21 protein-coding genes are annotated in these 20203 nt (G+C 60.8%); 9 read left to right on the top strand and 12 right to left on the bottom strand.

Features of this window, described 5'->3' with window-relative positions; all coding sequences use genetic code 11:
- Positions 1-105: 105 nt before the first annotated feature.
- Positions 106-702 (top strand): IMPACT family protein, encoded by a 597-nt coding sequence (locus tag F0P97_RS13840; protein WP_182282851.1) that lies wholly within the window; start codon positions 106-108, stop codon positions 700-702.
- Between the two features lie 46 nt (positions 703-748).
- On the opposite strand, the gene F0P97_RS13845 is transcribed toward F0P97_RS13840, so the two are convergent.
- The 3 genes from F0P97_RS13845 to F0P97_RS13855 form a co-directional block, all read right to left on the bottom strand.
- Entirely contained in the window at positions 749-898 is a 150-nt protein-coding gene (locus F0P97_RS13845) for a hypothetical protein (protein WP_003064948.1), read from the bottom strand.
- An 81-nt stretch (positions 899-979) separates the two neighbouring features.
- Positions 980-1468 carry a DUF6882 domain-containing protein gene (locus F0P97_RS13850; protein ID WP_182282852.1) on the bottom strand — a complete coding sequence of 163 codons (489 nt, stop codon included), beginning with the start codon at positions 1466-1468 and terminating at the stop codon, positions 980-982.
- A gap of 89 nt (positions 1469-1557) precedes the next feature.
- A complete protein-coding gene (locus tag F0P97_RS13855) occupies positions 1558-2457 on the bottom strand; it encodes a LysR substrate-binding domain-containing protein (RefSeq protein WP_182282853.1) in 900 nt (299 codons plus the stop codon).
- 175 nt (positions 2458-2632) lie between these two features.
- Here F0P97_RS13855 and F0P97_RS13860 point away from each other — a divergent pair, with 175 nt between their 5' ends.
- From F0P97_RS13860 to F0P97_RS13880, 5 genes are all read left to right on the top strand, one after another.
- Complete coding sequence (locus F0P97_RS13860) at positions 2633-3316, top strand: LysE family translocator (RefSeq protein WP_182282854.1); 684 nt, start codon at positions 2633-2635, stop codon at positions 3314-3316.
- 132 nt (positions 3317-3448) lie between these two features.
- Positions 3449-4030: a peroxidase-related enzyme gene (locus F0P97_RS13865; RefSeq protein ID WP_182282855.1), complete on the top strand. Its 582-nt coding sequence runs from the start codon at positions 3449-3451 to the stop codon at positions 4028-4030.
- Between the two features lie 116 nt (positions 4031-4146).
- Positions 4147-4710 carry a YceI family protein gene (locus F0P97_RS13870; RefSeq protein ID WP_182282856.1) on the top strand — a complete coding sequence of 188 codons (564 nt, stop codon included), beginning with the start codon at positions 4147-4149 and terminating at the stop codon, positions 4708-4710.
- Positions 4707-5429 carry a YceI family protein gene (locus F0P97_RS13875; protein ID WP_182282857.1) on the top strand — a complete coding sequence of 241 codons (723 nt, stop codon included), beginning with the start codon at positions 4707-4709 and terminating at the stop codon, positions 5427-5429. Before F0P97_RS13870 ends, F0P97_RS13875 begins: the two co-directional genes overlap by 4 nt.
- A complete protein-coding gene (locus F0P97_RS13880; RefSeq protein WP_182282858.1) occupies positions 5426-6013 on the top strand; it encodes an SRPBCC family protein in 588 nt (195 codons plus the stop codon). Before F0P97_RS13875 ends, F0P97_RS13880 begins: the two co-directional genes overlap by 4 nt.
- 103 nt (positions 6014-6116) lie before the next feature.
- Here F0P97_RS13880 and F0P97_RS13885 read toward each other — a convergent pair whose 3' ends face one another.
- Positions 6117-6653 (bottom strand): YcxB family protein, encoded by a 537-nt coding sequence (locus F0P97_RS13885; RefSeq protein ID WP_182282859.1) that lies wholly within the window; start codon positions 6651-6653, stop codon positions 6117-6119.
- A gap of 369 nt (positions 6654-7022) precedes the next feature.
- Positions 7023-8501 carry an RtcB family protein gene (locus F0P97_RS13890; protein WP_182282860.1) on the bottom strand — a complete coding sequence of 493 codons (1479 nt, stop codon included), beginning with the start codon at positions 8499-8501 and terminating at the stop codon, positions 7023-7025.
- A 75-nt stretch (positions 8502-8576) separates the two neighbouring features.
- Here F0P97_RS13890 and F0P97_RS13895 point away from each other — a divergent pair, with 75 nt between their 5' ends.
- Entirely contained in the window at positions 8577-9149 is a 573-nt protein-coding gene (locus F0P97_RS13895; RefSeq protein ID WP_182282861.1) for a hypothetical protein, read from the top strand.
- 63 nt (positions 9150-9212) lie between these two features.
- Here the strand turns inward: F0P97_RS13895 and F0P97_RS13900 are convergent, their stop codons facing one another.
- The 7 genes from F0P97_RS13900 to F0P97_RS13930 form a co-directional block, all read right to left on the bottom strand.
- Positions 9213-9602 carry a thiol-disulfide oxidoreductase DCC family protein gene (locus F0P97_RS13900; RefSeq protein WP_182282862.1) on the bottom strand — a complete coding sequence of 130 codons (390 nt, stop codon included), beginning with the start codon at positions 9600-9602 and terminating at the stop codon, positions 9213-9215.
- The gene (locus F0P97_RS13905) at positions 9599-10144 is read right to left on the bottom strand and encodes a DUF4166 domain-containing protein (protein WP_182282863.1); all 546 of its coding nucleotides are present in this window, start codon (positions 10142-10144) and stop codon (positions 9599-9601) included. The genes F0P97_RS13900 and F0P97_RS13905 overlap by 4 nt, the downstream gene beginning before the upstream one ends.
- Complete coding sequence (locus F0P97_RS13910) at positions 10144-11256, bottom strand: saccharopine dehydrogenase family protein (protein WP_182282864.1); 1113 nt, start codon at positions 11254-11256, stop codon at positions 10144-10146. Before F0P97_RS13910 ends, F0P97_RS13905 begins: the two co-directional genes overlap by 1 nt.
- Positions 11257-11350: 94 nt before the next feature.
- Positions 11351-12673, bottom strand: a complete 1323-nt coding sequence (locus tag F0P97_RS13915) for a sigma-54-dependent transcriptional regulator (protein ID WP_182282865.1) — start codon at positions 12671-12673, stop codon at positions 11351-11353.
- A gap of 13 nt (positions 12674-12686) precedes the next feature.
- Entirely contained in the window at positions 12687-14549 is a 1863-nt protein-coding gene (locus F0P97_RS13920) for a sensor histidine kinase (RefSeq protein WP_232537927.1), read from the bottom strand.
- 62 nt (positions 14550-14611) lie between these two features.
- Positions 14612-15907, bottom strand: coding sequence for a dicarboxylate/amino acid:cation symporter (locus tag F0P97_RS13925; protein ID WP_182282867.1), 1296 nt, complete (start codon positions 15905-15907; stop codon positions 14612-14614).
- A 309-nt stretch (positions 15908-16216) separates the two neighbouring features.
- Positions 16217-16639: an acyl-CoA thioesterase gene (locus F0P97_RS13930; protein WP_182282868.1), complete on the bottom strand. Its 423-nt coding sequence runs from the start codon at positions 16637-16639 to the stop codon at positions 16217-16219.
- Positions 16640-16896: 257 nt separating this feature from the next.
- Here F0P97_RS13930 and F0P97_RS13935 point away from each other — a divergent pair, with 257 nt between their 5' ends.
- Entirely contained in the window at positions 16897-18600 is a 1704-nt protein-coding gene (locus F0P97_RS13935) for an electron transfer flavoprotein-ubiquinone oxidoreductase (protein WP_182282869.1), read from the top strand.
- Positions 18601-19141: 541 nt separating this feature from the next.
- Complete coding sequence (locus F0P97_RS13940) at positions 19142-20110, top strand: ABC transporter substrate-binding protein (RefSeq protein ID WP_039050780.1); 969 nt, start codon at positions 19142-19144, stop codon at positions 20108-20110.
- Positions 20111-20203 lie beyond the last annotated feature (93 nt).

Genomic DNA, 20203 nt, shown 5'->3' on the forward strand with positions numbered 1-20203 from the left:
TCGAGCAATCCCCACAAGCCACGTCGTCATGTCATGGATATGTCACAACTGCTGTCCTCGGCCCAGGCTGCCCTGCCCTGACTTTGCGGTTATGCTGCCGCAGCTATGCCTCAGACTCTTCGTGCTCCCGTCTCCAGTGAACTGATCATCAAGAAAAGCCGCTTCATTGGCTGCGTGCAGCCTATGACGGACAGGGCCAGCGCTCAGGCCGTGGTGGACGCACTCTGGCGCAAGCACCCGGGGGCCGCCCATGTCTGCTGGGCCTTGCTGGCCGGCGGTCAATCGGCGGCCGTGGATGACGGCGAGCCCAGCGGCACGGCCGGTCGCCCCATGCTGGACGTGCTGCGCCACCAGGATCTGGAAGGCGTTCTGGCCACCGTGGTGCGCTATTTTGGTGGCGTCAAGCTCGGTGCAGGCGGACTGGTGCGCGCCTATACCGATGCCGTGGCTCAAGCCTTGCTGCAGGCTGAAAAAGTCGCCATCCAGCGCATGCAGACCCTGCAATGCACCTCCCCCTATCCGCTGGAGGGCCTGGTGCGGCGCATGGCCGATGCGGCGGGTGCCGAGCTGCTGGAGGTCGAACACGGCAGTCTGGTGAGCTTCAAGCTGCAGATGCCTGAGCCCGACGCCGCCGAATTTGTCAGCGCGCTCAATGAAAACGGTCAGGGCCGCATTGGCTGGCTCAAGCCGGACGAGCTGTAGATCGCAAAGAAAAACCCGCCTTTGGCGGGTTTCCGAGCTGGCAATTTCAGCAATTGCCTTTCTTGGCCTGGCCCGGCGGGCAGCCATGCGGGTGAGGCTTTTTGTAGCCATCGTCGTAGTATCCGCCGCGGCTGTCATAGACAGCGCAGCCGCTCAGCACAAACATGGCTGCTGCCAAGGCAAACATCGTTTTCATGGGGTGACCTTTTCAGATTTTTGAGGGTGCCAGTCTATAGGCGGCCCCGCCCGCATTCTGTCAACAATCCTGTAGCGGCTTTCAATTGGCCGGCTGCTGCTCGACCGCCAACTGCAGGTGCAGCAAGGTGAAGTACAGGGTTACATCGCCCTGCTGGTCGATGAAGGTACCTACGGCACGCTGCAGGCGGGCGGCAATGCACAGGCACTCCATGGCCTCAGGGCGGCCGCCGGGAATCCGGGCCGTGGTCAGCAATGCCAGCTGGTTCTGTCGGCCGAACTCATGCACGACTTCCAGCGCTTCGCCATGCTGCCTGGGAATGGCATCGTTGGCCCAGCTCCAGACGAAGCTGCCGTCCTGCTCGTTGCTGGTTCCCACCAGGCAGACCGTGGCAATCACCTCATGCAGCGGAGCTTCCAGCGCCAGCAGGGCGCGGTCGAGATCCCAGCGGTACCTGGGGCTGCCCTGCAAGCCAAATTCCTTGGGCCACTGTGCATTGCGGGCCTGCACCATTTCAACGGCCTCACGGCTCCAGGCGGCCCAGTCGGTGGTTTGTGCGTCGTTGCTCATTGCGTATCCATTGCCTTTCAACAGACCGCATTGTCAGGCAAGAAGCGGGCATGCCCAGGCCCGGAACCCTATGCCCCGTCGGTCTGCGCTCAACTCTTCATCTGCTGCGCTATCCAGTCGGCCAGACGCTGCTGCACCGAGCCCGCTCCCCAACTCTGTACGGCCAGCAGGCAGTATTGCGAGCCATCGGGCACAAAGCCCAGTGGAGCCACCAGCCGACCGGCGGCGATATCGTCCTCCACCAGCAGTTGCGGGCCCATGGCTACACCCAGGCCCGCTGCTGCTGCCTGCAAGCTCAGGTAGAAATGCTCAAGCACCAGATCACCGCCTGCTTGCGCCTGCCGGATCTGGGTGGGAGACCGATTTGGCCGGGTTTTCCACCAATCCTCCCAGGCCTTGGGACGCGTCTTGCTGTGCAACAGCGTTGCGTCGCCATGAAGCGCCAGACCGCCATCGGGCTGCAACGCAAAGAACTGCGCCAGGCTGTCAGGACGGCAGACCGGCCCCATGCGCTCTGCACATAGGGGCTGCATTTGGACATTGCGACCCCAGTCAAAGTCGTTGCGCCGAATGGCCAGATCGATGCCGCGCCCCCATTCCACGGCACCGCCGCCCGCTACCAGATGCACGGTGTGCTGCGGGTAGCGCGCCTGGAAGTCGCCCCAGCGCGGAATCAGCCAGCGCATCAGCAGCGTGGGCTCGCAGGACAGCAGCAGCGGCCTGCCTGCCACCTGCTGCCGCACCGCCTCGGCCGCACGTGCCATCTGGCCCAGGCCGGCATGTACCCCTTCGAACAAAAGCCTCCCCGCAGCATTGAGAAAGACACGGCGATTGCGGCGCTCAAACAACTGCGCCCCCAACTCTTCCTCCACCGAGCGCACCGCGCGGCTGATGGCTCCATGGGTCAGGTGCAGCTCATCGGCAGCGCGGCTGAAGCTCTCCAGCCGCGCTGCCGCTTCAAAACAGCGCAAAGCGACCAGCGAAGGCATCCGTGGTGGACTGCCAGCAGAAATATGTGAGTTTGAATCACTATTTTCTTGAGAAATCATCGTTATTCAAAAAACTCTGACCGCCCTAGAGTTCAAAGCTGTAGAGCACAGCTTGCCATTCTCGCGCAACAGAACCATCTCACAAACAGATATTTGAACTCAACCAACATACAGTATGAACGCCTGGCCCACCGTGATTCTCGTTACCTCTCTCGCCGTCATCAGCCCTGGCGCCGACTTCGCCATGGTCACCCGCACCAGCCTGATGGAATCGCGCCGTGCGGGTCTCTGGGTGGCGCTTGGCATTGGCTGTGGCGTTCTGATCCATGTGGCCTACACCCTGCTGGGACTGGGCATGGTCCTGCAACGCCTGCCCTGGCTTTTCAATCTGCTCAAATATGCGGGAGCAGCCTATCTGGTATGGCTCGGAATTTGTCTCTGGCGCGGCGCCAGCCGTGCAAATGGCGATCGGCCAGAGTCCCGATCCAGTGCCGAACCAGGCCAGCGCAATGCACGAAAAGGCCATGCGCCAGGCCGCTCGCTTTTTATCCTGGGCTTTCTGACCAATGCACTCAACCCCAAGACAGCGCTCTTCATCCTCAGCCTGTTCATGCAAATCGTCGGCCCTGCCGTGCCCATGCCCACCCAGTTGGCCTACGGCCTTTTCATCGCCGTGGCCCACGTGCTGTGGTTTGCGCTGGTAGCCTGTTTTTTCTCGGCCCCGGTGCTCCAGCCCAAAGTACAAGCCATACGCCCCTGGGTAGATCGCAGTCTGGGCTGCGTGCTGCTTGTCCTGGGCCTGCTGCTGATCGCCGCCGGCACACCGGCCACGTCGAATCTGATGAATGCCAGCATCTGACAGGAAAAGCCTGACAGGCCCAATGCAGCAATAGCAGCATCTGCAACGCAAACGACAGCTTTGGAGCGCCCACCCGTGCCATGCTTGTCATGGTTGGTACATATCAGCAAAACTCCAAAGGAGACAAGCACCATGAAAAGCCGCTACCCCTTTCCCGATCTGAACAGCCTGCCTGAAGACATCAGGCAACGCATCACCGAGGTACAGCAAAAGTCGGGCTTTATTCCCAATGTTTTTCTGGCCTTTGCTCGCCGGCCGGCCGAGTGGCGCGCCTTCTTTGCCTACCACGATGCGCTGATGCTCAAGGAGGACGGCAGTCTCAGCAAGGGCGAGCGCGAAATGATCGTCACCGCCACCAGCGCTGCCAATCAGTGCCTGTATTGCGTGGTGGCTCATGGCGCCATCTTGCGCATCTATGAGAAAAAGCCGCTGATTGCCGACCAGGTAGCGGTCAATTACCGCAAGGCCGACATCAGCCCGCGCGAGCGGGCCATGTTGGACTTTGCCATGAAGGTCTGTCTGCACAGCGCCGAAATCGACGATGCCGACTACGAAGCCTTGTACCCTCACGGTTTTGACGACGAGGATATCTGGGACATTGCGGCCATTACCGCCTTCTTCGGACTATCCAACCGGATGGCCAGCTTCGCGGGCATGCAGCCCAATCCCGAGTTCTATCTGATGGGCCGGGTGCCGCGCGAGAAAAAAGCCTGAAGCAACAAGCCGTAACTCGCTGCCTGCAATCGATGCAACTTGCATCGCAATGACGCATCATCCCTCGCAGAGCAGCGGCCAACCCGGCAAAACGCTGTTTGCCGGAGGTCATCCAGATGCGAAAACCCGTTTGCTGCCTCGCCACCCTTCTCACCACGCTGTGCTCCATTGCAGCTCATGCCACCTCGTGGGAGCTCAAGCCCGGTGGCGACAACAGACTGGAATTCACCGCCACTTTTGAGCAAACGCCGGTCACCGGCGTGTTCAAAGGCTTCCGGGTTCGCTTTGATTTCGACCCTCTAAAGCCAGGCAGCAACAGGCTGAATGTCAGTATTCGCATCAGCAGCGCCGACATGGCCAATCCAGACATCAACCAGGCCATTGCCGGCAAGGACTGGTTTGACTTTGTGCGTTATCCCGAGGCAGTCTTTGATGCCAAGGAGATTCTCGACGCCCCCGGTGCAGCCGGTTACCTGGCACGCTGCACCCTGCTGCTGAAAGGCCGCAGGCAGCCGCTTGTGCTGCCATTCAGCTGGAAGCCCGAGGAGCGCCGCATGGAAGGCGAATTTGTCACCCATCGCTCGATATTTGATATCGGTACAGGAGAGTGGAAGAGCAGCAATGCCGTGGGAGACGCCGTGACCGTCAAATTTCGCGTTCAGCTGCGCGAGTTGCCATGACATTGCGCAGACAGCTGATTGCAGTCCTGTTGACTCTGATCACGGGCTGCTCGCAGCCGGGCATCGAGCCAGAGCAGCCTCCCGGCCCGACGGCAAGGCCTGCGGACTTTCCTGCGGCCTTCTATGCCGATGCTGCTGCACGGGGCCAGTCGGTGCTTCAAATCGATTCCTCGCATTCCCTGGTCTCAATCACCGTTCGACGCGCTGGCGCTCTGGCCAGACTGGGGCACGACCATGTGATTGCCAGCCATGAGCTGCAAGGCTATGTGGCCCCTCAGCTTGGCCGCGCCGATCTCTATGTGGCGCTGGACAGGCTATCGGTTGACGAACCCGCCCTGCGCGCCAAGGCCGCTCTGGACACCCAGCCCAGCGCTGCCGATATTGAAGCGACCCGTGCCAATATGCTCAACAAGCTGCTGCAAACCTCGGTCCATCCGTTTGCACTGGTCCGGGCACATGCGCCTCCCGAAGCAGACGGCGATGTATTGCTGGCCCTGGAACTCACTCTTCACGGTGTCACACGCAGCCTGAGCGTACCGGCCCGGATCAGGAGGACGCCAGGCGAATTCCATATCAGCGGCTCGCTGAGCATCAATCAATCGAGCTTTGGCATCACGCCTTTGTCTATCCTGGGCGGTGCAATCCAGGTCCGCGACAGGCTCGAGTTGAACTTCGAAGTGCGCGCCGCTCCACCGCTGAAGCAGGAATCCCGGTCATGAAAACAGGACTTGTTGCTGCCTGCGGCGCAGCTCTGACTCTGCTCTGCGGCGGTTTGCAGGTTTCGGCACAAGAGCTGCGCATAGAGACTGCCGAGCACAATGAGGCATTGACGGTGAGCGCCTTGGCCGTCATGCAAGTCAGGCTCGCTACGGCCTGGAGCGTGATTTCCGACTACGACCATCTGGCCGACTTTGTACCGGATATGCAAAGTTCGCGTGTGCTGCAGCGCGACGGCAACCAGGTGCTGCTGGAGCAAAAAGGCAGTCTGGGGTTTCTGTTTTTTCGCCAGGCAATCGAGGTCAGACTGGCTGTGACCGAATGGCCACAGCAGCGCATCGCCGCACATGCAATAGGCGGCAATCTCAAGCAGATGGACGGCAGCTATACCCTGGAAACCCAAACCGACGGCCGGGTACGCTTGGCTTACAGCGCTCGCCTGGTCCCGGCTTTCGCCATCCCGCCGCTGGTTGGGAAGCCAGTGCTGCGCCAGTTGCTGAAACGCCAGTTCAGGGCACTGGTGGATGAAATCCAGCGACGCGAGGCCTTGACGCTTCAAGAGCAGAAACAGACACCCGGAAATTAGCGGCAGGCCACTACAAGGGCAAGATGGTATTGGACGCATGCAAGCCTGGCCCTTCGCCTCGGGTTGCCGTCATGACTGCGCCAGCATCTGCAAGAACAAAGACTTAAATCGCAGAGGCCCTGAGATGGCGCGTGAACTGCTCGAACTCTGCAGCCATGGGGGCAATGGCTGCCCTGGGCAGTATCAGAGCCTGCATAGCGTCGATGAACAGATAGTAGTTCACCTCATCTTCGGCAAGCGCCAGCACTCCTGACCACGGCAGCATCATGTCACCTCGAACCGAGGCTACCCTGATGGCGTCCGACGAGAGCGTGACCGTTTGCGGCGACAGAAACGCTCCATCCGGCAGGAGCATGAGCTTGCGCATGGATGCCTGCGACAGGTATGGCATCGTCACGACGGCGATCAAAGCGACGAGCAGAAGGCAGGCAACCACTCCCAGTGGGCGGGAGATCTCGGGAAACTCACGCATCAGTCGCGCGTAGGCTGCACCGGCCAGGCCAATGGAAAGCCACACCACAATCCGCAGGAGGAACGGCCAGGAAAGCATCCCTGCCTTCTGATGCCAGCGCCGCGAAACCACTTTCTGCAGGCGAACGAAGTCGGCGGGAGCGAGAGTAAAGCTGGCGGTCATGTTCATGGCTTGCTCAAGTGGCCACAGGTATGTGAGACCTGCAGCAGCGAGTATTGATCGAAAAGTGACTGTTGCATCTCACACGGTCGCTGGCTCTGACTCATGAATGAATACATTACCGGCACCATAAGCCAGCGCACCGGGCATTACAGGGTGCGACCAGATCTGTGCATGCGATGCATGCCCGCCCCATGCAGCCCGCAAGATGTGATATTGCAGCAAATCGAGACAGCCGTGGCTATGGTGTGGCGGGTTCGATGCATTGATCTGATTGTCTCCCACCTATCAATTTCACCCATCTTCCTCGAACTCCCGAATAGTCAAACAGCCTTGCCGCCAACACCTGGACGTCAGGCGCTGGCAGCAACTTCAACCTCAAGCCTTGAAAGTCAGCCAAGGCTTCAACCGCACACTCGCACGGATCAGCCCCGCCTCTTCCTGCGCCTGCAACACCGGCCCTACGGGTTTGTAGGCGCTGGGCGCTTCTTCGATCAGTCGCTCTTCACGCAAGGTGATGCATTGCCATACGGATTCGACCAGCGGCTGCTTCATGCGCCGCGTTTCCTGTCTGCGCACCTGGCGGCCCGCGCCGTGGCTGCAGGACCGCAGCCAGTCTTCATGGCCCAGACCTTTGACGAGGAAGGAGTAGTCGCCCATCGAGCCCGGAATCAGCGCCCACTGGCCGTCATGCGCGGGAGTGGAGCCCTTGCGGTGTACGTTGAACTCGCCCTCGGTCATCACCACGTTGTGGGGCACATCCACAATCAGGCGCGATGCATCGGGCGCGGCAATGCCCGCCAGCTCTTTGCGCACCAGCTCCGCCAGCGCCATGCGGTTGAACCACGCATAGCGCGCAGCCACACCCATCGCTTGCAGATAGTCCTGCGCCAGCGCGCCGCTCAGTCCATACAGACCATGCTGGGGGTGTTTGATGCCTTGCGGCCATTGCTGCCTGGCCAGTTCCATCCAGCGACGACCGACATAAAAACCGACATCGCGCGAGCCGGTGTGGATCATCACCGTGACATCGCCCTTCTTGAGTCCCGCGGCGTAGGCGGCATGACGATCGTAGACTTCCTCAACCACGCAGAACTCCAGAAAGTGGTTGCCGCTTCCCAGGTCCGCGGCAGACGGCGGGCGCAGCAGCTCGCGCGCCTGCAACAGGGCTTCAGGCGCGTAGCGACTCTGGCCCGCAAAGCCTTGCAGACCCACGCACTCGGCCAGTTCGGCTTGCAGGCGATCGCGGTTCACGCCTTGCCATAGACCCACGTCAGGCAACTGTTCAATAAAGGCCTGGGGCCCCTCATCAAACAGCGCCTTGAAGCCTGCGCTGCGCACGGGCACATCGCGCCCGTTCTGCAAGATGACGCGGGTCAGTCGCTGCACGATGGTGCTTTTGTGCAGCTCGGCCTGCGCCTGCGTCAGGCCCGTGCTCAGCAGGCGTATGCCGCAGTTGATATCCGTGCCGATGGCCGCAGGAATCACGAAATCTGGCGACGTGGCCACCACCGCCCCCACGGGCGCAATGCTGCCGGGGTGAAAGTCCGGAGTGGCACAGGCTTTGCAGACCACTCCATGGCCTTGCGGGTCCGCAACCGAAGCGAAGTCCAGCAGTTGACTAACGGCTTTGTGCTCCAGCGGCAGGCTGTCGGGCAGCAAAATGGTGGCTGCTGCCTGCTCGTTATGGATTTGATAGATATTGTCTCGGTAGGAGACCTGGATGCCCTGACGTGACAGAGCTTTTTGCAGTCGGGAAAGCTTCCCGGAAGAATGCGGCATGATGCTGATAAAAACAGGTACGCAACAGAGCATCTCCGAATCTGGGAGATGCAACGCACCTTCGAGCAGCAGCATCAAGAAGGACTGATAGACTGCAGATTCTAACGAGTAACTGCCGGGCCGCCTAACCGGCGTTGCTAATATGCTGCAATGCGCAATGCAATTCGGTCCTTTCAGATTCCCGCACCACTGCAGACTTTGTATGACACAGCTGCAGCCATGGGCCCGCTGTTCGGCCTGTCGCCCGAAGCCGTTTTTGGGGACTGTGGCCTGCGACTGGAGATCCCCCCTGTACCCAGTTACATCGATTGGTGCACGCCGCGCAATGTGATGACGTTTGCGACAACGGGCTGCGACAGCGTTCATTACAGCTATCTGGTCGATGAGCGCCTACCCGATAGCGTCTGCCCCATCGTCATGACACTGCCCTGCGTGAACGAATTGAGCTGGGTGATTGCCGAGAACTTTCAGGAGTTCTTTGACTACGGCTACTACGCGGGCTGGCTCGAACTGGAACAGCTGTACTACGAAGATGAAAAAGGCGAAGCCTGCTTTCACGAGGCAAGTCAGTCGTTGAAAAAGCTCGGCATGCAGCAACTGCCGCTGCTGCACGAAGCGCTGAATATGCAGGCTGTGCTGCCGACGCTGAAACGCTTTTGCGACCTGCAGAAAAAATACCAAGCCCTGTTGAATATTCCACCCATGCCGCCAGAGCATGCCTGATTGCGGATCCATCAATGGCATCGCTCCCATGTCCGCTGAGCGATGCCGCTCTTCATTCGGAATTCAGTCCAGAAAGCGGGCAGCCACAGCAGGGTCCGGCATCATGCACTGCTCGCTTTTGCCGAACCAGTGATAGCGGTTTCTGGCGATCATTCGGTAGAGCGCATCGCGCAATGCAGAGGGTATCAACCTGATCACCGCTGTCAGTCGCCACGGCCAGCCCAGGGCGTGCAGCACGCGCAGGATGGCATCCGTGTGCTGCCAGGAGCGCTGGCCGTCCACCAGCAGCAAGGTCTGCAGACCCTCTATGCGCAAGCCTGCATCGGCCAACAGCCTGCCGCCGACCTCGCCCTGTATGGCAGCGAACTGAAAAATGCCCTGCTTGTCGTGCTTGAGCAAGAACTGCACCCAGCCATTGCACAACAGACATTGCCCATCAAAGACCACAATCATGTTTTTTCCTCGGGCAGCAACAGATAGCCACGATAACTGGCCACCACGCCAATCAGGGGGACGGCCGCTTCGACATGAAATTGCATGTGCTTCCCGGCTCCGGCTTCTTCGGCCACGATGCGCGGCGCCAGCCAGCCCGGGCATGGGAAACCCAGAAAATACAGACGCTGCAGTCGCATGAGGAGCCGTCCATCTACCGCCTGCAAGGCAAAGCACAATCGCGCCAGGCCAAGGCGCTCGATCAGGTGGCCATTGTGCAACTGCATGGTTGAGCGCATGAGCTGCGAGGGGAAGATGCGAATCCAGGTTTCCGCCTCGGGACTGGCCTGCAGTTCGAAATGAATCGTCCCCTCGCTGGCGGCGCGTGGCGTGCCCAGAGCCAGCGCCAGCAGCTTGGCCGCCAGAGTCCGGGGGGCGCCGGTCTGCACCCTGCCCTGGAGCTGATGCTCACCCTGAAGGACGTGAAAGCGCTGCAGGGCGGCATCGAGCTTGCAGAACTCATCGCCCATGGCCTGCTGAAACAAAGAAGCGCTCTGCATCATCAATCCAGTCTCCGCATCTGAATATCCAGCCCCTGCGCTTCGTCCACAAAGTCCTGCAGCGTCAGCAGCCCCACGCAAGGCCTGGCGCCTGGCTCCAGCGGCGCACCCAAAGCCAGCTTGCGTACCAGCGCACTGGCAGCCAGCGTGGGAACATAGGGCCCGTCGCCCGAGCCTGCCATAAGCACCCAGCAGCGCTGGCAGGCTTGCCCCGTTGCATCCAGGCCACTGACCGTGACATGCATGGCCCCTGCATCGCTGCCCCAGCTCTTGAACCAGTCCGCCATGCGCTTGAGCCTGCGCGCATGTGCAGACCAGTCCCGCACCAGCCCTCTGTGAGCCAGCCAGGCCATGGCATTCATCCCACGCTGCAAGAACGACAGCTCAAGCCCGGCACCGAATCTGATGGAAGGACTTCCTTCATAGCGAAGCGGTAACAGCGCGAGATCCGGTATATCGCAGGCCGACAGCAGCCGCCGCCCAACAGGAGCCGGATAGTCATGCCCATAGCTGCGTAGCCAGCCAATCAAGGCTTGCTGCCCGGAACCAGGCAGCGGTTTGCCACAATAGCTGAGGATGGCAGCGACTGTAGACAGGCCTCTATCCGTACGATTGCCTGGGCTGATGCCTATGTCGAGATCGCTGACGCGAGCCATGCCCGAAGCCAGCGCATCCACAACCGCCGAGGACAGCGCAGGTACCGAGCTGGCACCACTGAGCAGCAGCACGCCCGCAGCTCTGGCCTGCGGATCGAGCACATCGATGCCGCAGACAAAGTCACGCCCATCGGCCAGGTCCACATAGTGGACGCCGGCGTCGGCGCAAGCTCGGGCCACGCGGTAGTCCTGCCCCTGAAACGGGCCCGAGGTGTGAATGAGCGCATCCACCTCCAGCGCCTTGAGCCTCTCCTCCAGGCCCCGCACCATCACGTCCAGCACTGCGTGGCTCAGGCTTGAGCAAGCATTCGGGGCCAGACTTTCAACCAGCGCCTGCGCCGCAGAGACCGAGCGCCCTGCCACCACAATGTGCAAACCGGTTTGCCTGGCCAGCCTGGCAACCAGCCGGCTGCCGAAGAAGCCGTAAGCACCGATGACCATGACCTTGTATTCACGCATGCCTCAGTGTAGCGGGATGCGGGTTTCGCTCCGGAGCGCAAGCCCGGCAACGGCGAGCCGGCTCTGCCGCGCTCATGGCTCGGCCACAGCCTGGTCAAAGCCCGTACTTGCGAATCTTGTCGTGCAGCGTTGTCTTGGGAGTGTGAAGCGCCTGGGCCGTGCGCGTCAGGCTACCTTCGTTGTTGCGCAAGGCCTCCGAAATCAGGGAACGCTCTATGGACTCCATGGTTGCCGCCAACGAAGCCGCTGCCTCGGGCGTCGTACCGGACGGGGACAGGCCGGCATCCAGCCCCAGCGTGATGCGCTCGGCCGTGTTGCGCAGCTCGCGCACATTGCCTGGCCAGTCGTGGGCAAGCAGTGCCTGCAGACGCTGCTGCGTCAGCTCTGCCACAGGGCGCTGGTGGCGGGCAGCGGCCTGCAACGCGAAATGCTCGAACAGCAGCGCAACATCCTCGCGGCGCTCGCGCAGCGGGGGCAGGTTCACGGTTACCACATTGAGACGGTAATAAAGATCGGAGCGAAACAGGCCCTGACGGCTGAGTTCCAGCAAATCGACCTTGGTTGCAGCAATCACACGGCAGTCGACGGGAATGAGCGTGTTCGAGCCCAGGCGCTCCAGCACTCTTTCCTGCAGCACGCGCAGCAGCTTGGCCTGCATGGCCAGGGGCATGCTTTCGATCTCGTCAAGAAACAAGGTGCCGCCGCTGGCATGTTCGATCTTGCCGATGCGCTTTTTGCCCGCGCCGGTAAAGGCCCCGGCCTCGCTGCCGAACATTTCGCTATCAAACAGCGTCTCCGGCAGGCCGCCGCAGTTGATCGCGACAAAATTGCCTCTCTTGCGCCGGCTGGATTCATGCAGGCTGCGCGCGACTCTTTCCTTGCCGGTGCCCGTTTCCCCCCAGATCAGCACATCGGCCTCGCTGGCCGCAAGGCTTTGCAATGTGCTGCGCAGCTGCTGCATGGGAAGCGAGCGCCCCAGCAACTGGTGCTGCAACACATCCCGACTTTGTAGCTGCTGGCGCAGGCTGCGCACCTCCAGCACCAGGCGACGGCGCTCCAGCGCACGGCGCACGGCGTCCACAAGGCGCTCGGGCGCAAACGGTTTCTCCAGAAAATCGGCAGCGCCATCCTTCATGGCTTGCACGGCCATGGAGATATCGCCATGACCTGTGATGAGAATCACGGGCAGCTCGGCATCCAGCACGCGGACGGCGGCCAGCAGCCCAAGGCCGCTCATCTGCGGCAAGCGGATGTCGCTGACCACGATGCCGGCAAAATCCGGGGACAGGTGCTTTTGCGCCTGCTCGGCACTGCTCACGCAGACGCAGTCCAGACCCTCGAGACGCATGGTCTGCTCGCAGGCCATGGCGACATCGGCATCGTCTTCAACGATCAGGACTTTGAGGGAAGGGTTCATGGGCTGCAGGCAATCAGGACAGCGGCCGAGTATCCACCAAGGGCAGGCTCAGCGTGAAGATGGCCCCGCCTTCCGGATGGTTGCCCCCCGTCAGGCTGCCGCCTGCGGCCTGGGCGATCTCGGCCGACAAAGGCAGGCCCAGACCCAAGCCCAGTCCCTCTGGCTTGGTCGTGAAAAAAGGCTCGAACAGTCTCGCTTGCGCCTGATCGCTGAGTCCGGGGCCATGGTCGCGCACCGTGATCTGCGCCCAGGCACCGGAACGCTTGCAGGCAATTTCCACGCACCGCGTATTGCCGCCCTGCACGGCGTCCAGCGCATTGCTCAACAGATTGATCAACACCTGCTGTACGCGATTGGCATCGCACCAGGCGCTCAGCGCGAGATCCGAGGGCTGTCGCACGATCATGGCGCCGCTTTGGGCAATGCGCGGCTCCATGAGGGACAGAGCGCCATCGACCACCTTGGCCAGTTCAACCGGCTCGGGCTGGCCTGCGGACTTGCGGGCAAAGTTGCGCAACTGCCCGGTAATACGTCCCATGCGCTCGGTCAGCTCCGCCATGCGCTGCAGATTGCTTTGCACCATCTCGCTCTGACCGCGTTCCAGAAAGCGCTGACTGTTACCGGCCAGCGCCCGCAAGGCCGCCAGGGGCTGATTAAGCTCATGGGCCACTTCCGTAGAGAGCTGACCGATGACGGCCAGTTTGCCAGCCTGTACCAACTCGTCCTGCGCAGCGCGCAGCGTGGTCTCGGCCTGCACGCGCTCCATCACCTCCTGCTGCAGCGCCACATTGGCACTCTGCAGATCGGCTGTGCGCTGCTGCACCTTGTTTTCCAGCACCTCGTTGGCCTGTTTCAGAGCTTGCTGGGCCGCCAGTTGCTCACGCACATGTCTGCGCCGCTGGTACAGCAAAGCTCCCAGCAAAAGCATCAATGCAATCAACGCCCCCGTCACCCAGGCGCGACTGGCCGCCAACTGCAGTGCAACGCTCAGGGGGGAGAGCACGGTAATCTGCCAGGGCGTGCCGGCCATAGGTCTGGACTGGGCCAGAAAGCGGCCTGCGCTCTGGTCTGCCGCAGCGTCCTTGACATCGGGAATGCTCACCTGCCTGACGCCCGTGACACTGCTCATGCCGCGCCAGCCCAGAGGCCGCAGGTTCAGGCGGTTGTATTTCTGCGAAGCTTCCAGCTCGGCACGCCTTGCCTCATCCAGCGGCAGCAAGGTGGCAAAGCGCCAGGCGGGCATGTTGCTGAGAATGACCACGGTATTTTCATCGCTGACCAGTACCGGAGACTCTGCGCTGGCCCAGGATTGTTCGAGCTGCGCCAGCCCGACCTTGACCACCACCACGCCATGCATCTCGCCCTGCCCCAAGGTAGTGGTCAAGTAATAGCCGGGCTCGCCGCGCGTGGTGCCCACGCCGAAGTAGCGCCCGCGCCCTTCTCGCAATGCCTGCTGGACATAGGGCCTGAAACCGAGGTTCTCGCCCACAAAACTGTCGGCGCGGCGCCAATTGCTGGCAGCCAGCACGTGACCGTCGTGATCGAGCATGTAGACGCTGAGGGTGCCCGCACGACGGCTCAGCTCCTCCAGATAGAGATTGGCGCGAGACTGCAGTCTTTCGTCGAGGGGCGATTGCAGCAGCGACAGGATCTCGGGCTGCAGGGCCACGACATCGGGCAGAAAGGCAAATTTGTCGATCTCGCGCCGCAGGCTGGCAGCATAGAGATCAAGGCGGTTGTTGCCGGCAGCCACCACAGTCTCGAGACCGATCTTGACAAAGCCCTGATAGCCCAGCCAGCCGCCCAGGCTGCTTGCAGCCAGCCAGAGCAGGATCAGCAAAACAGCACGCAGGCGCGGAGGCAGGAAAGCTAACATGGTGCGAACCATGGTAGCAGCGCCCGGCACCGCAGGGGACAGGAATCCGGGCAATAGGACGATCAGGCTCGGGCGCGAATGGGCTCGGGCACCAGGTGTGGCTCGACCGCCAGATCTGCGCAGGACTCCTGCTCTTCGCTGCCTTCCCATTTGGCAACCACGGCCGTGGCAATGGCATTGCCCAGCACATTGGTCAATGTACGGCCCATGTCCAGGAAATGGTCGATGCCCAGAATCAGCAGGATGCCCGCTTCCGGCAAACCGAACATGGGCAGCACGGCGGCAACCACCACCAGCGAGGCTCGAGGCACGCCGGCAATGCCCTTGCTGGAGATCATCAGCACCAGCAGCATGGTCAGCTGCGCGGTCAGTGTCATCTCGATGCCATAGGCCTGAGAGATGAAGATGGCCAGGAAGGTGGTGTAGATCATGGAGCCATCGAGGTTGAACGAGTAACCCAGAGGCAGCACAAAGCCGGTGATACGCGGCTTGATGCCGAATTTTTCCAGCTGCTCCATGAGCTTGGGCAGCGTGGATTCGCTGCTGGCCGTGAAAAAGCCCACCAGCACCGGGCCGCGAATCAGCGAGAGCAGACGGAAGACATCCTTGCCCAGCACCAGATAGCCGGCACCGATGAGCAGCACCCACAGCGCGGCCAGCGCAATATAGAAGCCCAGCAGGAATTTGCCAAACACCAGCAGCATGCCCAGTCCGTGGGTGGCAATGGTGCCGGCCACAGAGCCGAACACTCCAACGGGCGCAAAGCGCATCACGTAATCGGTCACGCGCAGCATGACATGCGAGGTCTCTTCCATCAGATCGACCAGCATGTGCTTTTTCTGGTGGTTCAGGTAGCCCAGAGCAATACCGAAGAACAGCGCAAACACAAGAATCTGCAACACCTCATTGGTGGCCATGGCCTCGAAGATGTTCTTGGGGAAGACATGGGTGATGAAATCCTTGAAATTCAGCGCACCTGTCTTCAGACCCAGGCTCTCGGCATTCGTGGGAAGCTCCACCGTCAGGCCATGGCCGGGCTGCAGCACATTGGCAAAAACCAGACCCAGAAACAGCGAGCAGAACGATGCCGCGATAAACCAGCCCAGCGCACGACCACCCACTCGGCCCACAGAGCCGGCATCGCCCATATTGGCCAGCCCTGCCACCAGCGTGGCAAACACCAAGGGCGCGATGATCATCTTGATCATGCGCAGAAATACGTCGGTGAGAATGCCGAAATAGCCGGCAATGTCTTTGGCTGTCTCCGGTGTCGCGGCGTTGGCGTGGACTAGATAGCCCACAACCACACCCAGAACCATGGCCAGCAGAACCATGATGGTCAGGCGGTTGGATTTCATTTCTTGGAATCTTGGTATGCGTTGTTTGAGCCACTACCTGAATCCAGGCCATGCAGGCACCGGGTTCTGGCAGCGACAACAAACCGAGACGGACCGCAGACGGAACCGAGGTTTCGTCAGCCAGGTCCAGTCCCAGTCTCACTTGGTCAGCCGCAATGAAGCGGCGTGCCGTCCTTTAAGCACATACCGTGCCAGCCAAGAAATCACGTCCAAGTCTTTGATTTGCTTATATTCAAAATACTTTTTTGCATAACCGTAATCGGATTTCCGGACGGTATCCGAATTGATGTACGGAATTCCGAACTGGACTCATGCCGTTACTGCCGAACGTATCCAGTCCGGAAGCGCAGCGGCTTTCTGCCGGGGGAGATCCACCCAGATCACCGTGCCTCCGCCAGCGGCGCAGATAACTCCCGGCTGTGCAACACGCTCCATGGTGGCCCAGGTCTCAAAGGTAGTGCGTGCGGGATCGCTGACAAACATCTTGAGCAGCACCTCGTCGGGATACGCAAGCTGCTGATAGAAGTTGCAAAAGGCGTTGACGATCACCGGCCCCTGCCCTGCGGGGTCCGGATTCAGGCCCATGCCACGCATCCAGTCGATACGGGCAGTTTCCAGATAGCGAAAGTACTGGGCGTTGTTGACATGCCCCATGGCGTCCATATCGCCCCAGCGTACGGGAAAGCGCGTTTCGTAGACCTGCTTCTTCAGCTCGGGCAGTTCGATTTTCATTCCGGTATGTCTCCTGATTGAACGAGATTTGCAACGGCATCATCGCCTTGTTCTAGTTGCTTTGAGGGATGGCACCCCCTGGGACGATCACTAGCCTATGGACTTTGTCGCAACACCGATTGATGCGCTGTCGCCAAATCTGCACGGTCGTGCCGGGCTGTCAGCATAGAATCGCCCGCATCGCGGTTTTTGCAGACGCACCTGCCAAGGCCGCGCACGCCAGTTTTCCCAATCCAATATCAAGCGAGACTTTCCCGATGACAAACGAAGAGATCCTGGCCCAGTACGGCCCGCGAGAGGCCATGGAATATGACGTGGTGGTGGTGGGCGGTGGCCCCGGTGGCCTGGCCACTGCCATTCGCCTCAAGCAGCTGGCGGCCGAAAAAGGTCAGGATGTCTCCGTAGTCGTGCTGGAAAAAGGCTCCGAGCCCGGCGCACACACGCTGTCTGGCGCCATCATGGATCCTCGCGCGCTGACCGAGCTGATACCCGACTGGAAGGCAAAGGGTGCTCCCCTGAACCAGCCGGTGACCGAAGACGCCATGGTCTTCCTCGGCGAGAAGAGCTCCTTGCGCACCCCCAACTGGCTGCTGCCCAAGTGCTTCCATAACGAAGGCAACTACATCGTTCGCCTGGGCTTTGTCACCAAGTGGCTGGCAGAGCAGGCCGAAGCCCTGGGTGTGGAAATCTTCCCCGGCTTCACTGCAGCCGAAGTGCTCTACAACGAAGACGGCTCCGTCAAGGGCGTGGCCACCGGCAATATGGGCATCAGCAAGGAAGGCGAGCCCACGGGCGACTTCCAGTTGGGCATGGAACTGCACGGCAAATACACCATCTTTGCCGAAGGTGCGCGCGGCCACCTCGGCAAGCAGATCATCTCCAAGTACTCCCTGGACGCCAACCGCGACCCTCAGACTTACGGTCTGGGCATCAAGGAGCTCTGGGAAATCGACCCCAAGCGCCACAAGCCCGGCATGGTGCTGCACACCGCAGGCTGGCCCATGAAGAGCGACACCTACGGCGGTGCCTTCCTCTATCACCTGGAAGACAATCTGGTCACACTGGGCTTCATCACCGGCCTGGATTACTCCAACCCCTATCTGTCTCCATTTGAGGAGATGCAGCGCTGGAAGACCCATCCCAATATCCGCTACTACCTGGAAGGCGACGAAGCCAATGGCATCAAGCCCGGCAAGCGTATCTCCTACGGTGCCCGCGCCATCACGGCCGGCGGCATCTCCAGCCTGCCCCGCTTTGTCTTCCCCGGCGGCGCACTGGTCGGCTGCGAGGCTGGCTTCCTCAACGTCAGCCGCATCAAGGGCAGCCATGCCGCGATCAAGACCGGCATGCTGGCCGCAGAAGCCGCTTACGCCGCCATCGCCGCAGGTCGCCAGAGTGACGAACTGACCGCCTACACCTATGCGTTCGAGAACAGCTGGCTGTATGAGGAACTGTGGAAGGCACGCAACTTCAAGGCCTGGTTCAAGAAGGGCCTGACCACCGCCTCGATCATGAACGGCCTGGAGCAGTTTGTGCTGCGCGGCAACATCCCCTGGACGCTGCATCGCAACAAACCCGACCATGCCTATCTGAAGCCTGCAGCCGATTGCACGCCCATCGAGTATCCCAGGCCCGATGGCAAGCTGACATTTGACCGCCTCTCCAGCGTCTTCATCAGCAGCACCAATCATGCAGAGAACCAACCAGCTCACCTGACGCTCAAGGATGCCAGCGTTCCCGTCGACGTGAACCTGACCAAGTTCGCCGGCCCCGAGCAGCGCTACTGCCCCGCAGGCGTCTACGAATTCGTGGAGGACGAAGCCAATGCCGGCAAGCAGCGCCTGCAGATCAATGCACAGAACTGCGTGCACTGCAAGACCTGCGACATCAAGGACCCGACACAGAACATCGTCTGGGTGACACCCGAAGGCGGCGGCGGGCCGAACTACTCAGGTATGTAATCCGCCCGCGATTGCATTCGGTGGCAGCAGTTGCTCCGGATGCTGCGCCACATAGCCTGCGCCAGCCATTGCTGCGCAGGCTTTTTTATGGGCTGAATGTTTTTAGCAACGCAGGCAGCCAAATGCCCACAAATTTGCAGCATCACGGAAAAAACGCATGCCACCGCAATCGCCGCGAATCACTCAATGAAGATCGCTTGCCAGCTCGGAAAGAGCAATGCTCAAAAAACAGGCAATTGCATCAATATGCCTGCCCATATCGCATCAGGCGCAGGAAAAATGCGATACAAAACCGAAATCAGGCCACGCTCAACGCAATATTGCGCGCCATTACCTTACATCCACACACACCAACTTCAGTCAAATAGCGCTTTGCGCAGCTTTCATGCCATTTTTTCGCGATCATCGTATAGGGATAAACAAGGTTATCTCAATCACGAAGACAGCTGGATCGGTGCAGTAGACTTTGCCGCGAGGCGACGCGCATCACGCACTGCCGTCTTAATTCACCTGCAACACACAACAAACGCTGGAGATACACATGAAGCAGCTGTCCTTGGCCCGCATGGGCGCACTGGCCCTGGCAATTTCCGCCATGTCGGGTGCCTATGCCGCCGATACCAAGTCCGTGGCCGTGACCGCCATTGTTGAACACCCCGCCCTGGATGCGGTGCGCGACGGCGTCAAGGATGCCCTGAAGGCAGCCGGCTACGAAGAAGGCAAGTCCCTGAAGTGGCAATACCAAAGCGCACAGGGCAATACCGGTACGGCTGCCCAGATCGCGCGCAAGTTCGTGGGTGACAAGCCCGATGCCATCGTCGCCATTGCCACCCCTTCCGCGCAGGCCGTGATCGCGTCGACCAAGACCGTGCCCGTCGTGTTCTCTGCCGTGACTGACCCCGTTGCTGCCAAGCTGGTCGCCAGCTGGGAACCCTCCAAGAACAATGTGACCGGCGTTTCCGACCTGCTGGCCCTGGACAAGCAGATGGATCTGGTCAAGCAGGTCGTGCCCAATGCCAAGCGCATCGGCATGGTCTACAACCCCGGTGAAGCCAACTCCGCCGTGGTCGTGAAGGAACTGCAGGCCCTGCTGCCCAAGATGGGCTGGACTCTGGTGACGGCTGCGGCGCCCCGTTCAGTGGACGTCTCCAGCGCCGCACGCTCGCTGGTAGGCAAGGTGGACGTGATCTACACCAACACCGACAACAACGTGGTGTCGGCCTACGAATCGCTGGTCAAGGTGGGCCAGGACGCCAAGATTCCTCTGGTGGCGTCTGACACCGACTCCGTCAAGCGCGGCGCCGTGGCCGCCTACGGCATCAACTACCGCGATCTGGGCGAACAGACAGGCCGCATGGTGGTGCGCATTCTCAAGGGCGAAAAGCCCGGTGACATCAAGCCCGAAGTCTCTACCAAGATGGAGCTGTTCGTGAATCCCGGTGCGGCTGAAAAGCAAGGTGTGAAGCTGTCCGACGCGCTGATCAAGTCCGCCGCTACCGTGGTCAAGTAATCCACTCCCTGTCGCCAGCACTGTCGCTCTCAGGCGGTGCCAGCGCAGCGGCAGGTGCCGTGGCAACATGGCCCTGCCGATTTTTTTAGACGT

Source organism: Comamonas testosteroni (assembly GCF_014076415.1).
GTDB lineage: Bacteria > Pseudomonadota > Gammaproteobacteria > Burkholderiales > Burkholderiaceae_C > Comamonas > Comamonas testosteroni_F.

What these genes read in the sequence shown, in the direction of transcription:
- F0P97_RS13840 (WP_182282851.1), top strand. Translation starts at nt 106, where the DNA reads ATGCCTCAGACTCTTCGTGCTCCCGTCTCCAGTGAACTGATCATCAAG.
- F0P97_RS13845 (WP_003064948.1), bottom strand. Translation starts at nt 898, where the DNA reads ATGAAAACGATGTTTGCCTTGGCAGCAGCCATGTTTGTGCTGAGCGGC.
- F0P97_RS13850 (WP_182282852.1), bottom strand. Translation starts at nt 1,468, where the DNA reads ATGAGCAACGACGCACAAACCACCGACTGGGCCGCCTGGAGCCGTGAG.
- F0P97_RS13855 (WP_182282853.1), bottom strand. Translation starts at nt 2,457, where the DNA reads ATGCCTTCGCTGGTCGCTTTGCGCTGTTTTGAAGCGGCAGCGCGGCTG.
- F0P97_RS13860 (WP_182282854.1), top strand. Translation starts at nt 2,633, where the DNA reads ATGAACGCCTGGCCCACCGTGATTCTCGTTACCTCTCTCGCCGTCATC.
- F0P97_RS13865 (WP_182282855.1), top strand. Translation starts at nt 3,449, where the DNA reads ATGAAAAGCCGCTACCCCTTTCCCGATCTGAACAGCCTGCCTGAAGAC.
- F0P97_RS13870 (WP_182282856.1), top strand. Translation starts at nt 4,147, where the DNA reads ATGCGAAAACCCGTTTGCTGCCTCGCCACCCTTCTCACCACGCTGTGC.
- F0P97_RS13875 (WP_182282857.1), top strand. Translation starts at nt 4,707, where the DNA reads ATGACATTGCGCAGACAGCTGATTGCAGTCCTGTTGACTCTGATCACG.
- F0P97_RS13880 (WP_182282858.1), top strand. Translation starts at nt 5,426, where the DNA reads ATGAAAACAGGACTTGTTGCTGCCTGCGGCGCAGCTCTGACTCTGCTC.
- F0P97_RS13885 (WP_182282859.1), bottom strand. Translation starts at nt 6,653, where the DNA reads ATGAACATGACCGCCAGCTTTACTCTCGCTCCCGCCGACTTCGTTCGC.
- F0P97_RS13890 (WP_182282860.1), bottom strand. Translation starts at nt 8,501, where the DNA reads ATGCTGCTGCTCGAAGGTGCGTTGCATCTCCCAGATTCGGAGATGCTC.
- F0P97_RS13895 (WP_182282861.1), top strand. Translation starts at nt 8,577, where the DNA reads ATGCGCAATGCAATTCGGTCCTTTCAGATTCCCGCACCACTGCAGACT.
- F0P97_RS13900 (WP_182282862.1), bottom strand. Translation starts at nt 9,602, where the DNA reads ATGATTGTGGTCTTTGATGGGCAATGTCTGTTGTGCAATGGCTGGGTG.
- F0P97_RS13905 (WP_182282863.1), bottom strand. Translation starts at nt 10,144, where the DNA reads ATGATGCAGAGCGCTTCTTTGTTTCAGCAGGCCATGGGCGATGAGTTC.
- F0P97_RS13910 (WP_182282864.1), bottom strand. Translation starts at nt 11,256, where the DNA reads ATGCGTGAATACAAGGTCATGGTCATCGGTGCTTACGGCTTCTTCGGC.
- F0P97_RS13915 (WP_182282865.1), bottom strand. Translation starts at nt 12,673, where the DNA reads ATGAACCCTTCCCTCAAAGTCCTGATCGTTGAAGACGATGCCGATGTC.
- F0P97_RS13920 (WP_232537927.1), bottom strand. Translation starts at nt 14,549, where the DNA reads ATGTTAGCTTTCCTGCCTCCGCGCCTGCGTGCTGTTTTGCTGATCCTG.
- F0P97_RS13925 (WP_182282867.1), bottom strand. Translation starts at nt 15,907, where the DNA reads ATGAAATCCAACCGCCTGACCATCATGGTTCTGCTGGCCATGGTTCTG.
- F0P97_RS13930 (WP_182282868.1), bottom strand. Translation starts at nt 16,639, where the DNA reads ATGAAAATCGAACTGCCCGAGCTGAAGAAGCAGGTCTACGAAACGCGC.
- F0P97_RS13935 (WP_182282869.1), top strand. Translation starts at nt 16,897, where the DNA reads ATGACAAACGAAGAGATCCTGGCCCAGTACGGCCCGCGAGAGGCCATG.
- F0P97_RS13940 (WP_039050780.1), top strand. Translation starts at nt 19,142, where the DNA reads ATGAAGCAGCTGTCCTTGGCCCGCATGGGCGCACTGGCCCTGGCAATT.